Source organism: Streptomyces sp. NPDC000075 (assembly GCF_040301925.1).
Taxonomy (GTDB): Bacteria; Actinomycetota; Actinomycetes; order Streptomycetales; family Streptomycetaceae; genus Streptomyces; species Streptomyces polychromogenes.
The window spans coordinates 17,003-32,184 of record NZ_JBEPFL010000026.1 but is presented as its reverse complement, the minus strand read 5'-3'; the positions used below and the strand labels follow the sequence as shown (position 1 = coordinate 32,184).

12 protein-coding genes and 1 pseudogene are annotated in these 15,182 nt (G+C 74.9%); 7 read left to right on the top strand and 6 right to left on the bottom strand.

Going from position 1 to position 15,182, the window contains the following annotated elements; genetic code table 11:
• Positions 1-12: 12 nt before the first annotated feature.
• The 5 genes from ABT403_RS26605 to ABT403_RS26585 form a co-directional block, all read right to left on the bottom strand.
• The gene (locus ABT403_RS26605) at positions 13-1,164 is read right to left on the bottom strand and encodes an RNA polymerase sigma factor (RefSeq protein ID WP_344155889.1); all 1,152 of its coding nucleotides are present in this window, start codon (positions 1,162-1,164) and stop codon (positions 13-15) included.
• 181 nt (positions 1,165-1,345) lie between these two features.
• A complete protein-coding gene (locus tag ABT403_RS26600; protein WP_344155892.1) occupies positions 1,346-2,020 on the bottom strand; it encodes a DUF6445 family protein in 675 nt (224 codons plus the stop codon).
• Positions 2,021-2,107: 87 nt separating this feature from the next.
• Complete coding sequence (locus tag ABT403_RS26595) at positions 2,108-4,180, bottom strand: molybdopterin oxidoreductase family protein (protein ID WP_344155895.1); 2,073 nt, start codon at positions 4,178-4,180, stop codon at positions 2,108-2,110.
• Positions 4,181-4,288: 108 nt separating this feature from the next.
• Positions 4,289-5,059: a glucose 1-dehydrogenase gene (locus ABT403_RS26590; protein WP_344155898.1), complete on the bottom strand. Its 771-nt coding sequence runs from the start codon at positions 5,057-5,059 to the stop codon at positions 4,289-4,291.
• A 48-nt stretch (positions 5,060-5,107) separates the two neighbouring features.
• Complete coding sequence (locus tag ABT403_RS26585; RefSeq protein ID WP_344155900.1) at positions 5,108-5,815, bottom strand: SanA/YdcF family protein; 708 nt, start codon at positions 5,813-5,815, stop codon at positions 5,108-5,110.
• A gap of 174 nt (positions 5,816-5,989) precedes the next feature.
• Here ABT403_RS26585 and ABT403_RS26580 point away from each other — a divergent pair.
• The 4 genes and pseudogenes from ABT403_RS26580 (at position 5,990) to dnaG (ending at position 11,548) form a co-directional block, all read left to right on the top strand.
• Positions 5,990-6,867: pseudogene (locus tag ABT403_RS26580) on the top strand (sirohydrochlorin chelatase).
• Positions 6,868-6,924: 57 nt separating this feature from the next.
• Positions 6,925-8,241: a deoxyguanosinetriphosphate triphosphohydrolase gene (locus ABT403_RS26575; RefSeq protein ID WP_344155903.1), complete on the top strand. Its 1,317-nt coding sequence runs from the start codon at positions 6,925-6,927 to the stop codon at positions 8,239-8,241.
• A gap of 93 nt (positions 8,242-8,334) precedes the next feature.
• Complete coding sequence (locus ABT403_RS26570) at positions 8,335-9,609, top strand: NAD(P)/FAD-dependent oxidoreductase (RefSeq protein ID WP_344155906.1); 1,275 nt, start codon at positions 8,335-8,337, stop codon at positions 9,607-9,609.
• Between the two features lie 34 nt (positions 9,610-9,643).
• The gene (gene dnaG / locus ABT403_RS26565; RefSeq protein ID WP_344155909.1) at positions 9,644-11,548 is read left to right on the top strand and encodes a DNA primase; all 1,905 of its coding nucleotides are present in this window, start codon (positions 9,644-9,646) and stop codon (positions 11,546-11,548) included.
• 12 nt (positions 11,549-11,560) lie between these two features.
• Here the strand turns inward: dnaG and ABT403_RS26560 are convergent, their stop codons facing one another.
• The gene (locus ABT403_RS26560; protein WP_344155912.1) at positions 11,561-12,001 is read right to left on the bottom strand and encodes a gamma-glutamylcyclotransferase family protein; all 441 of its coding nucleotides are present in this window, start codon (positions 11,999-12,001) and stop codon (positions 11,561-11,563) included.
• A gap of 168 nt (positions 12,002-12,169) precedes the next feature.
• Between ABT403_RS26560 and ABT403_RS26555 the strand changes: the two genes are divergently transcribed.
• From ABT403_RS26555 to ABT403_RS26545, 3 genes are all read left to right on the top strand, one after another.
• On the top strand, positions 12,170-12,868 hold the full coding sequence (locus ABT403_RS26555) for a hypothetical protein (RefSeq protein ID WP_344155915.1): 699 nt from the start codon (positions 12,170-12,172) through the stop codon (positions 12,866-12,868).
• Positions 12,865-14,202, top strand: a complete 1,338-nt coding sequence (locus tag ABT403_RS26550; RefSeq protein WP_344155918.1) for an ATP-binding protein — start codon at positions 12,865-12,867, stop codon at positions 14,200-14,202. The genes ABT403_RS26555 and ABT403_RS26550 overlap by 4 nt, the downstream gene beginning before the upstream one ends.
• 178 nt (positions 14,203-14,380) lie before the next feature.
• Positions 14,381-14,923 carry a GVDTG sorting domain-containing protein gene (locus tag ABT403_RS26545; RefSeq protein ID WP_344155921.1) on the top strand — a complete coding sequence of 181 codons (543 nt, stop codon included), beginning with the start codon at positions 14,381-14,383 and terminating at the stop codon, positions 14,921-14,923.
• Positions 14,924-15,182 lie beyond the last annotated feature (259 nt).

Below are 15,182 nucleotides of genomic sequence, written 5' to 3'. Positions count from 1 at the left end.
CGGGGGGCGTCGTCAGTCGAGGTAGCCGCGCAGCTGGTCGGCGAAGGCGTGGTCGCGGAGCTTGCCGAGGGTCTTGGACTCGATCTGGCGGATCCGCTCCCGGGTGACGCCGAAGATCCGGCCGATCTCCTCCAGGGTGCGCGGGCGGCCGTCGGCGAGCCCGTAGCGGAGCTGGACGACCTTGCGTTCGCGTTCGCCGAGGGTCGACAGGACCGCTTCGAGGTGTTCGCGCAGCAGGAAGAAGGCGGCGGACTCCATGGGGGAGGCGGCGTCGCCGTCCTCGATGAGGTCGCCGAGCGCGACGTCCTCCTCCTCGCCGACGGGGGCGTGCAGGGAGACCGGCTCCTGGGCGAGGCGCAGGACCTCCAGGACCCGTTCGGGGGTCAGTTCCAGGTGGAGGGCGACCTCTTCGGCGGTGGGCTCGTAGCCCCGTTCCTGGAGCATGCGGCGCTGGACGCGGACGACGCGGTTGATCAGTTCGACGACGTGGACGGGGACGCGGATGGTACGGGCCTGGTCGGCGAGGGCCCGTGACATCGCCTGGCGGATCCACCAGGTCGCGTAGGTGGAGAACTTGTAGCCGCGCGCGTAGTCGAACTTCTCGACGGCGCGGATCAGCCCGAGGTTTCCCTCCTGGACCAGGTCGAGCATGGTCAGGCCGCGGCCGACGTAGCGTTTGGCGACGGAGACGACGAGCCGCAGGTTGGACTCGATGAGGCGGCGTTTGGCCATCCGGCCCATGACGACGAGTTTGTCGAGGTCGACGGCGAGCTGGGAGTCGAGGTCGGTGGCGCCGGCGAGTTTCTCCTCGGCGAAGAGTCCCGCTTCCACCCGCCGGGCGAGTTCCACCTCCTCGGCGGCGGTGAGCAGCGGGATCCTGCCTATCTCGCGCAGGTACTGGCGGAAGAGGTCGGCGGAGGGGCCGCCCGCTGCGGGGCCGGCCTGTCCCCGGGCGGTGCGCGGGGGCGGCTGCTCGATGAGTTCGAGCACCTCGGGTTCGTCGTCCACGGATTCGTCCGGGGTTTCGTCCACGGCCTCGGCCTCGGCCTCCGCGGTTGCGACGTCACCGGCGTGGAAGGGGCCGCCGGCGGGGTGGCTCACGTTCACGGTCAGGGTCCGGGTCTGCACGGGGGCGACCTCCAGGGGCTCCGAGGACGGTGGCACCGCACCTCAGTGTGGGGTACGGCACATCGCCGCCACGAGGGGCGTGCGGACACTTTCTGAGTCCGCTGCGTGACCGGATGGTTACCCCCCGGCGGCAACCCCGATGCGGATCGGACTCATGTCCGACTCATGTCCGAGACGATCGGGGGCCGCCCGGGCCGGGCCCGTGCAGGGCGTCCCGTCAGGCCATCCAGAAGAAGACGGCCGTCATCCGCTTGTCCTCCAGGGTGGTGCCCCAGTAGCCGGTGGCGCTGTGGATCAGGTTGGCGGAGTAGAGCAGGAGGCGGTTGTAGCGGTGGGGGACGCGCAGGTCCTCGGTGAAGGAGTCCTCGGGGACGAAGCGGGTGCCGAGGGCGTCGACGAGGTTGTTGTGCGGGGCGAGGACCTGGTTGCCGCCGAGGACCCCGCCGGGAAGGCTCTGGCGGTGGAAGCTGGTGCCGCAGTCCTTGGGTATGCCGGGGGTCAGGTAGAGCACGGCGGCGTAGCGGCACACGGTGCGGGAGTCGGTGTGGGGGCGGGACTCGCACTCCCCCTCGCCGACGACCTGGACGCAGTTGTGGTTGAAGGTCCCGGCGCCGGCCGGGTCCTCGGCCCAGATCCCCTTGGCCCCGGTGGCCTGCCGCACCAGCTTCTCCACATGGGCGAGTTCGGCCGGCTCCAGGGCGGGCATGGCGCGCAGTCCGGGCCAGGGCTCGGGCTTGTGCGGGGCGCCCTGGACCCAGTCGTCCTTGGCGAGGCAGCGCGCCCGTACGGCGTCCACGTCGGGCAGTACGTCGTCCAGTACCCAGTAGTCGCGGCCGCGGGTGGGCTTGCGGTAGGGCAGCACGGGGAGGGTGTTCGGGGGTCGAGGTGACATGCGCGGAACGCTAGTTGTGGGAGCTGTGAGGCTCCCCAAAGCGATCCCCAAGACTGCGGCAAGAGATGGTCGGCCTGACCTACGCCGCTACGCGGGCTCCACGCGGACGGCGCAGACCTTGAACTCCGGCATCCGGGAGACGGGGTCCAGGGCGGGGTGGGTGAGGGTGTTGGCACGGCCCTCCCCGTACCAGTGGAAGGGCATGAACACGGTGTCCGCCCTGATGGCGTCGGTGATCCGGGCCGGTGCCACGGCCCGTCCGCGCCGCGAGGTGACGGCCAGCGGGGTGCCCTCGGCCACCCCGAGGCGGGCGGCGAGGCGGGGGTGCAGCTCCACGAACGGGCCGGGGGCGGCCTCGTTGAGCTCGGGCACGCGGCGGGTCTGCGCCCCGGACTGGTACTGGGCGACGACCCGGCCTGTGGTGAGCAGCAGCGGGTAGTCGGCGTCGGGGGTCTCGGCGGCCTCGCGGTGGACGGCGGGCGTGAAGCGGGCCCGGCCGTCCTCGGTGGCGAACCGGTCCAGGAAGAGCCGGGGCGTGCCCGGGGAGCCTTCGGGGCAGGGCCAGAAGACGCCCTGTTCGGCGGTGATGCGCGCGTAGGAGATGCCGGAGTAGTCGGCGGGGCCGCCTTCGGAGGCGCGGCGCAGCTCCTCGAAGACCTCCTCGGGGTCGGTGGGGAAGCCCTTCTCCACACCGAGGCGGGAGGCGAGCCCGTGCAGGACCTCCAGGTCGCTGCGGACGCCGGGGGGCGGTGTAAGGGCGCGGCGGCGCAGCAGGACACGGCCCTCCAGGCTGGTGGTGGTGCCGGTCTCCTCCGCCCACTGGGTGACGGGCAGGACCACGTCGGCGAGGGCGGCCGTCTCGGAGAGGACCACGTCGGCGACGGCGAGGAAGTCCAGGGAGCGGATGCGCTCCTCGACGTGGGCGGCGCGGGGCGCGGAGACGACCGGGTTGGAGCCCATGAGGAGGAGGGCCTTCACCTCGGTGCCGAGGGCGTCGAGGAGTTCGTAGGCGCTGCGGCCCGGGCCGGGCAGGGTCTGCGGGTCGACGCCCCAGACCCGGGCGACGTGCGCGCGGGCGTCGGGGTCCGTGAGTGTGCGGTAGCCGGGGAGCTGGTCGGCCTTCTGGCCGTGCTCGCGGCCGCCCTGGCCGTTGCCCTGTCCGGTGAGGCAGCCGTAGCCGGAGAGGGGGCGGCCGGCCCGGCCGGTGGCGAGGCAGAGGTTGATCCAGGCGCCGACGGTGTCGGTGCCCTTGGCCTGCTGTTCGGGGCCGCGGGCGGTGAGCACCATGGCGGAGGCGGGTGCGCAGAACATCTCGACGGCGCGCCGCAGCCGCGGGACCGGGACGCCGGTGATCCGTTCGACGAGTTCGGGCCAGTGGGCCATGGCGGCGGCCCGGGCGTCCTCCCAGCCGGTGGTGCGGGCGGCGATGAACTCCGCGTCGGTGCGGCCCTCGGCGACGACGAGGTGCAGCAGGCCGAGGGCCAGGGCGAGGTCGGTGCCGGGGCGGGGGGCCAGGTGGAGGTCGGCCTGTTCGGCGGTGCGGGTGCGGCGGGGGTCGACGACGATGAGGGTGCCGCCGTTGGCCTTGAGCTCGGTGAGGTAGCGCAGGGCGGGGGGCATGGTCTCGGCCGGGTTGGATCCGACGAGGATCACGCAGCCGGTGCGCGGGACGTCCTCCAGCGGGAAGGGCAGTCCGCGGTCCAGGCCGAAGGCCCGCTGGTGGGCGGCGGCGGCCGAGGACATGCAGAAGCGGCCGTTGTAGTCGATCTGGGAGGTGCCGAGGACGACGCGGGCGAACTTCCCGAGGCCGTAGGCCTTCTCGTTGGTGAGCCCGCCGCCGCCGAAGACGCCGACCGCGTCGGGCCCGTGCGCGCGGCGGGTGCGGGCGAGGCCGGAGGCGACGGCGTCGAGGGCCTCCTCCCAGGTGGCCGGGACGAGGGGCCCGCCGGGGCGGGTACGGACCAGCGGCTCGGTGAGGCGCACCCGGGAGGAGAGCACGGCGGGGGCGGTGCGGCCCTTGCCGCACAGGGCGCCCCGGTTCACCGGGAAGTCGGCCCGCTCCTCGACGACCACGGTGCCGTCGGCGGGGCGCAGGTTCATGCCGCACTGCAGGGCGCAGTAGGGGCAGTGGGTGGGGACGGCTTCCTGGGTGCGGGGCATACGGGCCAGGGTGCGCGGGGGGTGTTACGCCGGGTGCGCCCCCGGGTTACGGGCCGGGGTGCGGGGGCTCAGCGCGTGCCTCCGGGGGCGGTGAGGGCCGGGGACCGGCTACCGGCCCGTCAGGTGGCCGACCGTCAGGCCTGCGGTCCAGCCTCCGTCGACGGCGAGTTCGGCGCCCGTCATGTACGAGGCGGCGTCCGACAGCAGGAAGGCGACGGCCGCCGCGATCTCCTCCGGGACGCCGACCCGGCCCAGCGGCGCACCGGGGTAGTTCCCCTCCCCCGCCTGGATCCCGACCGGCGCCGTCATCGGGGTCAGCGTCATCCCGGGGTGGACCGAGTTCACCCGGATCCGCGCTTCCGCCAGCTCCACCGCCCCGATCTTCGACAGTCCCCGCACACCCCACTTGGAGGCCCCGTACCCGGCGGTCAGCGCCAGCCCGGTGAGCCCCGCCGCCGACGAGATGTTGACGATCGCCCCGCCCCCGCCCGCCCGCAGCAGCGGTATCGCGGCCTTGACGCCGATGAACGTGCCGACCAGGTTGACCTCGACACACCGGCGGAAGTGCTCGACGCTCTCGTGCTCCAGGAGCTGCCCGGTGGCGATGCCCGCGTTGTTGACCAGTCCGTCGAGCCGGCCGAACTCGGCGAGGGCGTGGTCCAGGACGGCCTGCCAGTCGGTCTCGCTCGTGACGTCGTGGCGCAGGAACCGGGCTGCGGGGCCGAGCTTCGCGGCGGTCTCGGCGCCCTCCGCCTCCAGCACGTCGGTGATCAGCACCCGGCCGCCGCCGTCGACCACGGCCCGCGCGGCGGCCGCGCCGAGGCCCCGGGCCCCGCCGGTGATGACGACGGCCTTGCCGCTCAGATCCACAACAGCCACGGTTCCACTCCTCGGATATGACTAATCGGAATACCAGCGATCGCGGCGTCAGTCTGCCAGAGCGCCCAGCGCCCGCGACACCCCCTCCTCCTTGGGCCCGAGGAACGTCGGCCGCGGCCGCAGGACGGCGTCCACGGCCGCCTTGCCCGCCGCGAAGACCTCGCGGGCGCCGCCGTAGTACCAGGTGGCGTCGTGCGCGTCGTCGACGCCGACCCCGTACGCGTCCACTCCCGCGGTCCGGCACAGGGTGACGGCCCGGTGGATGTGGAAGCTCTGGCTGACCAGCACCGCCCGGCGGACGCCGAAGATCTCCCGGGCGCGGACACAGCTGTCCCAGGTGTCGAAGCCGGCGAAGTCGCTGACGATCCGGCCGTCGGGCACCCCGTGGCGGGTGAGGTAGGTGCGCATCGCGTCGGGTTCGTCGTACTCGGTGCGGCTGTTGTCCCCGGTGACCAGGACGGCCCGCACCTTCCCGGCCCGGTACAGCTCGACGGCCGCGTCCAGGCGGGCCGCGAGGTACGGGGTGGGCCGGCCGTCCCACAGCCCGGCCCCGAAGACGACGGCCACCCCGGTGGCGGGCGCCTGCCCGACCGTACGCAGCCGGCCGGCGGCGCTCGCGTGGGTCCAGGCCGACGGCAGCAGGGCCAGCACGCACAGCGCCATCACGGCCTGCACGGCCCGCCGCCGGGCCCGTACGGTGGTCGGCGTCCGGTCGCGCAGGGCGCGCGCGATCCTGCCCGGGCGCGGTGTGCGCATGAACGTTCCCCCTGGTCGTCCCGCCGGGCGCGGCCGCCCGGTTCGCAGAGCAGGACGCGCCGGGAGATCGTCCCGGTTTCAGCCCGGGCGCCGGGCGGGCGGTGTGAGGACCCCGGCGAACACCCGTCACCCCCGCGCAACGCGGACGCAATCCGGAGCCCGCAGGATCGGTTCATGACGGAGCCGGTGCACCCTCCCGCTAGCCAGTCCGCCCTCCTCCTCGCCCTCCCCTTCCTCCCCTTCGACAGCACCGCCGAGCTGCTGACCCGGATCACCGACCAGCTCGGCGCCCAGCTGAGCGGAGTGCGCCCGCCGCACGCCCGGCCCCACGGAGCCCCCTCATGCACCCCACCCTCGTCGCCGTGGCCCACGGCAGCCGCGACCCCCGCGCCGCTCTCACCGTCCTCGCGCTCCTCGAACGCGTCCGCGAGCTCCGCCCCCACCTCGACGTCCGGCTCGGGCACCTCGGCCTGAACGCGCCCCTGCTCGCCGACACCCTGGCGGACACCGCCGGTCCGGCCGTCCTCGTACCGCTGCTGCTCGGGCGCGGGACCCACGTGAAGCGGGACCTGCCCGCGGCGGCGGCCCGCGCCGGGCACCTGCGGACACGGGTCGCGGCGCCGCTCGGCCCGCACCCGCTGCTGGTGGAGGCCCTGGCCGAACGGCTCCTGGAGGCCGGCCGGCGGCCGGGCACGGCCGTCGTCCTGGCCGCCGCCGGCTCCCTCGACCCGGACTCCGCCGCCGACACCCGCCGCACCGCCGCGCTGCTCTCGGAGCGGCTCGGCGGGGTGCCCGTGGTCCCGGCGTACGCCTCGGCGGCCGCGCCGACCGTCCCGCAGGCGGTCCGGGCGCTGGAGGCGCGGGGCCACCGGCCCGCGGTGGCCTCGTACTTCACCGCCCCGGGCCGCTTCGCCACCGCGAGCGCCGCCGCCGCTCCGGGCCCGGCGGCCGTCCCGCTGGGCGCCCACCCGGCCCTGGCCCGCCTGGTCCTCCACCGCTACGACGAGGCCCTGTCCCGCCCCGCGCACCACCGGGAACTGGCCAGCGCCTGAAGACCGGACGGGACCGGATTGCTCGGATTGTCGGTGTCTCCGGTTAACGTCTGATACATGGAAGGCACCGCGCTCACCCCCGCGTACGACTCCTACGACCCCGCCGCCACCGAGCGGTGGGCCGCCGAGCCCGACAAACGGCCCGGGCGGACCGCCTTCCAGCGCGACCGGGCCCGCGTGCTGCACTCGGCGGCGCTGCGCCGCCTCGCCGGGAAGACCCAGGTGGTCACCCCGGGCACCCGCTCGTTCGACTGGGACGCGAGCCCCCGTACCCGGCTGACCCACTCGCTGGAGTGCGCGCAGGTCGGGCGGGAGCTCGGGGCCGCCCTCGGGTGCGATCCCGATCTGGTCGAGGCGGCCTGCCTGTCGCACGACATGGGGCACCCGCCGTTCGGGCACAACGGCGAGGAGGCGCTCAACGAGTTCGCGAAGGACTGCGGCGGCTTCGAGGGCAACGCCCAGTCGCTGCGCCTGCTGACCCGGCTGGAGCCCAAGCGGTTCGTACCCGACCCGGCCACGGGCGAGCCCGTCAGCGTCGGCCTCAACCTGACCCGGGCCTGCCTGGACGCGGCCACCAAGTACCCCTGGGCGCGCGGCGGGCACCCCACCGACCCCGACTCGGTGAAGTTCGGCGCCTACGAGGACGACCTGCCGGTCTTCGCCTGGCTACGGCGCGGCGCGCCCGCCGACCGCAAGTGCTTCGAGGCCCAGGTGATGGACTGGTCGGACGATGTCGCGTACTCGGTGCACGACTTCGAGGACGGCCTGCACGCCGGGCACCTCGACCCCAACCTGCTGTTCGCGGAGCCCGAGCGCGCCGCCATCTGGCAGGTCGCCATCGGCCGGTACGTGCCCGCCGGCACCGAACCGGAGGAGCTGCGCGAGGCGCTGGACCGGCTGATGGAGGAGGAGTGGTGGCCGCACGGCTACGACGGCTCCGCCGTGGCGCAGGCCCGCCTGAAGGACGCCACCAGCCAGCTGATCGGCCGTTTCTGCCTGGCCGCCGAGAGCGCCACCCGCGAGGCGTACGGGCCCGGCCCGCTGACCCGGTACGCGGCGGAGCTGGTGGTCCCGCGCCGCGCGCGCAACGAGTGCGCCGTCCTGAAGGCGGTCGCCGACCTGTACGTGATGCAGCGCGACGAGCAGGAGCGGCTGCGGGCCGACCAGCGCATCGTCCTGGCCGAACTGGCCGAGGCGCTCAGCGCCCGCGCGCCGGAGGGCCTCGACCCGCAGTTCCGGGCGATCTTCGACGCGGCGCCGGACGACAAGGCCCGCAAGCGCGCGGTCATCGACCAGATCGCCTGCCTCACCGACGCCTCCGCCCGGTCCCTGCACGCCCGCCTCACCCGGCGGGGGCGGCGCGCCGAAGGGTGAGCCGATCGGGCCATTCCCCCTTCACGGGGCAGGCTCGGTGCGGGACGCTCGCATGTGGCCGCACATGGCGGAGAGGTTATGAGGAGGCATCAGGTGGTCGACGCACACCAGACGTTCATCATCGTCGGCGCGGGGCTGGCCGGGGCGAAGGCCGCCGAGACGCTGAGGTCGGAGGGGTTCACCGGCCGGGTGATCCTGATCGGCGACGAGCGCGACCATCCCTACGAGCGGCCCCCGCTGTCCAAGGGCTACCTGCTGGGCAAGGAGGAGCGCGACAGCGTCTTCGTGCACGAGCCCTCCTGGTACGCGGGCGCCGACATCGAGCTGCACCTGGGCCAGCCCGCCGTGCACCTGGACCGCGAGGCGAAGACGGTGCGGCTGGGTGACGGCACCCTGCTGCACTACGACAAGCTGCTGCTGGCGACCGGCTCCGAGCCCCGCCGCCTCGACATCCCGGGCACCGGCCTGGCGGGGGTGCACCACCTGCGCCGGCTCGCCCACGCCGACCTGCTGCGCAAGGCCCTGACCTCCCTGGGCCGCGACAACGGCCACCTGCTGATCGCGGGCGCGGGCTGGATCGGCCTGGAGGTGGCGGCCGCCGCCCGCTCCTACGGCGCCGAGGTGACCGTGGTCGAGCCGCTGCCCTCCCCGCTGCACGCGGTGCTCGGCCCGGAGATCGGCCAGTTCTTCGCCGACCTGCACGGCGAGCACGGGGTCCGCTTCCACTTCGGGGCGAAGCTGACGGAGATCGTCGGCCAGGACGGCATGGTGCTGGCCGCGCGGACCGACGACGGTGAGGAGCACCCGGCGCACGCCGTGCTCGCCGCGATCGGGGCGGCGCCGCGCACCGCGCTCGCGGAGACCTCCGGGCTGGCCCTGGTCGACCGGGAGCACGGCGGCGGCATCGCCGTGGACGCCTCGCTGCGCACCTCCGACCCGGACGTCTTCGCCGTCGGGGACGTGGCGGCCGCCCAGCACCCGGGGCTGGGGAGGCGGCTGCGGGTGGAGCACTGGGCCAACGCCCTCAACGGCGGCCCGGCCGCCGCCCGGGCGATGCTGGGGCAGGAGGTCTCGTACGAGCGGGTGCCGTACTTCTTCTCCGACCAGTACGACGTGGGCATGGAGTACTCGGGGTACGCCCCGGCGGGCAGCTACGACCAGGTGCTGGTGCGCGGGGACGCGGGCAAGCGCGAGTTCATCGCCTTCTGGCTGTCCGACGGCCGGGTGCTGGCCGGAATGAACGTGAACGTGTGGGACGTCACCGAGCACATCCAGAACCTGATCCGCTCCAAGGCCCCGGTGGACCGCGAGAAGCTGGCGGACCCGTCCGTTCCGCTCGACTCCCTGGTCCCGGCCGAGGGGGCCTGACGGGTTTGCCGCCGCCCCACCGTAGAATTCACGGGTGGCAGGACGGATCAACGACGACGACGTGAAGGCGGTACGGGACGCGGTCCCGATCGACGCCGTGGTCTCGGAGTACCTCCAGCTGCGCAACGCCGGCGGCGGCAACCTCAAGGGCCTGTGCCCCTTCCACGACGAGAAGTCCCCGTCCTTCCAGGTCAGCCCGAGCAAGGGGCTCTACCACTGCTTCGGCTGCCAGGCCGGCGGGGACACCCTCGACTTCATCATGAAGATCGACCACCTCTCCTTCTCGGAGGCGGTCGAGCGGCTGGCCGGCCAGGCCGGCATCACCCTGCGCTACGAGGAGGGCGGCTACACCGCCGGCACCAGCGGCCGCGGGGAGCGGATCCGCCTGGTCGAGGCGCACAAGGCGGCCGCCCAGTTCTACGTGGACCAGCTCGGCGGCGCCGAGGCCGAGATCGCCCGCCGCTTCCTGGCGGAGCGCGGCTTCGACCAGGGGGCGGCCGAGCACTTCGGGGTGGGCTACAGCCCGGCCGGCTGGGACCACCTGACCCGGTTCCTGCGCGGGCGGGGCTTCAGCGACAAGGAGCTGATCCTCTCCGGGCTGGCCCAGGACAGCCGCAGCGGCAAGCCCATCGACCGCTTCCGCGGCCGGCTGATGTGGCCCATCCGCGACATCAGCGGCGAGGTGGTCGGCTTCGGCGCGCGCAAGCTGCGCGAGGACGACAACGGCCCGAAGTACCTGAACACCCCCGAGACGCCGATCTACAAGAAGTCCCAGGTGCTGTACGGCATCGACCTGGCCAAGAAGGAGATCGCGAAGACCTCCCGGGCCGTGGTCGTCGAGGGCTACACCGACGTGATGGCCTGCCACCTGGCCGGGGTCACCACCGCCATCGCCACCTGTGGCACCGCCTTCGGCGGGGAGCACATCAAGATCCTGCGCCGGCTGCTGATGGACAACGCGACCGCCGAGGTGATCTTCACCTTCGACGGTGACGCGGCCGGGCAGAAGGCGGCGCTGCGGGCCTTCGAGGACGACCAGAAGTTCGCGGCGGAGACCTCGATCGCGATCACCCCGGGCGGGATGGACCCCTGCGACCTGCGCCTCGCGCAGGGCGACGCGGCCGTCTCCGGGCTGGTGGAGTCCCGTACCCCGCTGTTCGAGTTCGCGCTGCGGCACATCGTGGCCCGGCACAACCTGGAGAACCCGGCGGGGCGGGCGGCGGCGCTCGACGAGGCCGCTCCCGTGGTCGCCGGGATCAAGAACATCGCGATCCAGCACGAGTCGGCGGTGCAGCTGGCGGGCATGCTGGGCATCCGCGACGAGCAGTTCGTGGTCAAGCGCGTGGCGCAGCAGGCCCGGTGGGCGCGCGAGCGCGGCCAGCAGCCGGACCGGCGGCAGCCGGCCCGCCGCTACGAGGAGACCCCGGCCGCCGCGCCCGCTCCGGCGCAGCCGAGCGGTCCGGCCCTGAACCTGCGCAGCCCGGCGCACCGCACGGAGCGGGAGCTGCTCAAGCTGGCGCTCCAGCGGCCGGCTCTGGTCTCCCCCGCGTTCGACGCGTACGGGACGGACGAGTTCACCGCCCCGCCCTACGCGGAGGTCCGCCAGGCCATCCAGGCCGCGGGCGGCGCCGCGCAGGGCACGGAGGACTACCTGGCCCGGGTGCGCGAGGCGGCCCCGAACGACACGGTGCGCGCGCTGGTGACGGAGCTGGCGGTGGAGGCCATCCACGCCAAGACGGTGGACGAGGTGTACGCGGGCGTGCAGCTGGTGCAGGTCCGGCTGCGCGCGGTGGACCGGCGGGTCCACGAGATCCAGGGCCAGCTGGCCCGCCTCGGCCCCCAGGCCCCGCCGGAGCAGCACGCGGCGATCCAGCAGGAACTGTGGGTCCTCCAGCAGTACGGCCAGCGCCTGCGCAACCGCGGCGCGGAGGGCCTCTAGGGCCTGGCGCCGCTACCTCCGCAGCCAGTCCCCGCCGGGGATCTCGGTCCCCGTCCGGGCGAGCCGGTGGGCCAGCGGCGCGGCCGCCAGGTACACCCAGGCCCGCACCCGGCTCCCGTCCCCGCGGACGGCCTCCCGCGCGACCCGGTCGTAGACGTTGCGCGGGCTGCCCGGCCCGGCGTACTCCTCCAGCAGGTCCAGCGCACGCAGCAGCTCCCCGTACGCCTCCGCCGCGGGCGTGATCAGCTCGCCGGCTATCGCCGACCCGGCCCGCTCCACCGCGTACGGGTAGCCCGGCCCCTCGTACAGCGCCGCGCCCGGCAGCCGGGCCGGTTCCTCGGCGGCGGTGCGGCCGCGCAGGAACAGGTCGTGGTTGACCTCGCCGGGCCGCAGCGTCCCGTACACGAAGAACGGCAGGACGCCGCCGGATCCCGGCCGATCGACCGATGCCACAAGCCCCTCCTTCGGCTGAGCCGGACCTGCCCGGGCCGGGCCGAAAGGCCCGTCTTTCCCGTGCACCCCCACCGTACGCACCGCTGTTACACAATCTCCCGGTCGCTGTGACGGTCGCCGATTACCGTCCGGTTCATCCCCCTTCCTCACCCCCACGGTTCCGTTCCCATGTCGCGATCACCCCGCCGCCTCCCCACCGCCGTGCTGCTCGGCGCCGCCGCCCTGGCCCTCGCGGCCTGTGCCGCACCCGGCGGCCTGGCCGCCGGGGAGCCGGTGACCCCGGCGTCCCCGCAACCGCGGCCGCAGGCCCTGTGGCCGGCCTGGGCCGATGACTCCCCTAAGGCGCCCGGGGCCGCGACCGGCACCCGGCAGCCGCCGCCGGCGGCGCTGGCGGACGTCCCCGAGGTGGGACCCGGCGGCCTGGCGGCGGTGAAGGCGGCCGACGTGGTCCGGGCGGACCCGCGCATGCGGCTGTTCGCGGACAAGGGGACGATCAACGCCCCCGGCCGGTCCGGGCTCCGCCCGCCGGCCTACCTGGACCTGACCGGGGACGGGCGGGACGAGCTGGTCGTCGCCGCCGACACCGAGACGGGCCGCACCGCGCTGAGCGTGTACACGACCCGGGGCAAGCGGATCGTGCCCGTCCTGTTCACCGTGGGGCGGCGGATGGCCGTCGAGTCCCTGGGCCGGGACCTGCTGGTCCGTACGGCCCCGGACGACGGCTCGGAACAGGCCGTCCGCTACCACTGGGACGGGGAGCGGATGACGGTGGTCAACGAGGAGCGGCGCTACAACAAGGCCCTGCCGAGCCCCTCCCCCGGCGCCTCCGCGCCCGGGGCGGACGGCGGCGCCGGGGCCTCCCGGTGAGGGGCCTGCCGGCCCGCTGCCGTGGACTGCTGCGGGCGCTCGGGCTGCGCTGGAAGATCGCGGTGCTGCTGGCGGCCGGCTGCTCGCTGGTCGCGGTCACCATCGGGGTGCTCATCCACGAGGCCCGGGTGCGCCAGGTCGCCGACGCGGCCCGCAAGGGCGCGACCGAACAGCTGATCCGCGTACGGCAGGTGTACGAGCTCACGGGCCGGCTCGACTACGACAAGGTCGGGGAGGCCGACGCCCGGATCGACTGCCCCGAGGTGCCGCCCGAGCTGCGCGAGGCGGCCCTGGACGGCCGCCGCACCACCTACCTCGACCTGTCGGGCCCGGATCCGGCGGTGTGGGCGGCGCGTCCGGTGGGCGGCGGGCACGTGCTGTCGGTGCACCGCTCGCTGGCCGGGGACCGGGCCGAGCTGGAGGAGCTGGACGCCCGGCTGCTCGCGTCCGGGACGGGGGTGGTGGCGCTGGCGGCGGTCGGCGGGGTGCTGATGGCGAGCCGGCTGAGCAAGGACCTGCGGACGGCGGCCGAGACGGCCCGGCGGATCAGCGCGGGCGACCTGGACGCCCGGATCGGGCCGTCCGGGGCTCCGGGCAGCCGCGACGAGGTGGCCGAACTGTCCTCGGCGGTCGACACGATGGCGGCGAGCCTCCAGCGCCGGCTGGAGGCGGAGCAGCGGTTCACGGCGGACGTGGCGCACGAGCTGCGGACCCCGCTGACGGGGCTGCACACGGCGGCCGAGCTGCTTCCGGCGGGCCGGCCGACGGAACTGGTGCGGGACCGGGTCGCGGCGCTGCGGACGCTGACGGAGGACCTGCTGGAGGTGGCCCGGCTGGACGGGAACCGGGAGGAGGCCCGGATGGAGGCGCAGCCGCTGGGGCCGCTGGTGGTCTCGATCGTCCGGCGGTCGGGGGTGGCGGCGGAGGTGTCGGGGGCGGAGGTCTCGGGGGCGGAGGCTCCCGGCGAGGGCGCGGGTGAGGGCGGGGGCGGCGGCACGGGCGAGGGCGGCGCGTGGGTGCGTACCGATGCCCGGCGGCTGGAGCGGATCCTGACGAACCTGCTGGTCAACGCCCGACGGCACGGGAAGGGACAGGTCGCCGTTGCGGTGTCCGGGACCTCGGTGACGGTCCGGGACCAGGGTCCCGGCTTCCCCGGGACCCTGCTGCGGGAGGGGCCGCGGCGGTTCATGACGGGCGCGGCCGAGCGGGGCCAGGGCACGGGGCTGGGGCTGACGATCGCGTTCGGGCAGGCCCAGGTGATCGGCGCCGGGGTGCGCCTGTGGAACCCGGCGGCCGGCGGCGCGGCGGCGACGGTGACCCTGCCGCAGGCCTGAGCGGGATCGGCGTCACCCGGACGGGGTGGGGGCGCACCGATGGCCGCACGGGGCCCCTGACGTGCGCGGATACCCTCCCCGGGCGGCGTCGGCACGCTATCTGACGATGGGTCAGCAGGCGCTGGACCGGCAGCCCGGTTTTCCTCGGAACACGACCCCGTGTCCCCTGGAGTGACGCATGCGCCGCAGGACCGCCCACGCGCTGACCGCCGCCGCACTGACCGCCGCCGCCTTCGCCGGCCCGGTCGCGGGAGCGGTGGCCGCCGCGGACCTCGGGATGCCGCCCTTCGCCCCCGGGGACTTCGCCGTACTGGAGGTCTGGCCGAAGTCGGCCGTGCCGGGCACCACGGTCACGGTGAACACCAGGGCCTGCGGCCCGGGAGGTCACGCCGAGGGCGACGCCACCACCGTGGGCGGGGGCCGCTTCAAGCTGACCCCGGGCAGCCACAAGGACGTGGTGGCCGGCCAGTTCCAGGTCGCCCGCGACATCCGGCCGGGCACCTACGGCATCGGGGCCACCTGCGCGGACGGCAAGTTCGCCACCGGCGACCTGGTCGTCACCGAGCACGGCCCCCAGGGGCACGTGCGCACCGGGGTGGGCGGTGGCACGTCCACCACCACCGATCCGGCCAAGATCACGGCGGGAGCGGCAGTGCTGGCCGCGGCCGCCGTCGGCGGTACCTGGCTCCTGCGTCGCCGGGCGAGCGGCACGCGGAGCTGACGGGCGCCCACCGCGGCTGCGGCCGCGGTCCGACCGGTACCGCCCCCCGTCGCCTGCCCCGCGAGGTCCCCCCCGTTCGCGGGGCCGGGCGACGGCCACTCCTGTCAACGGCGAGACGAGGGGGCACGAGGCATGGCCGGCTTCCCGGGCATCCGGGGCATCTGGCAAGGACTGCTCCGCCGCCCCGCCCCCGACACGAACCCGCCCCCCGGCCCGGGCCGGGGCCACGGCACGCCTTCCGGGCCGGTGGACCGGCGCG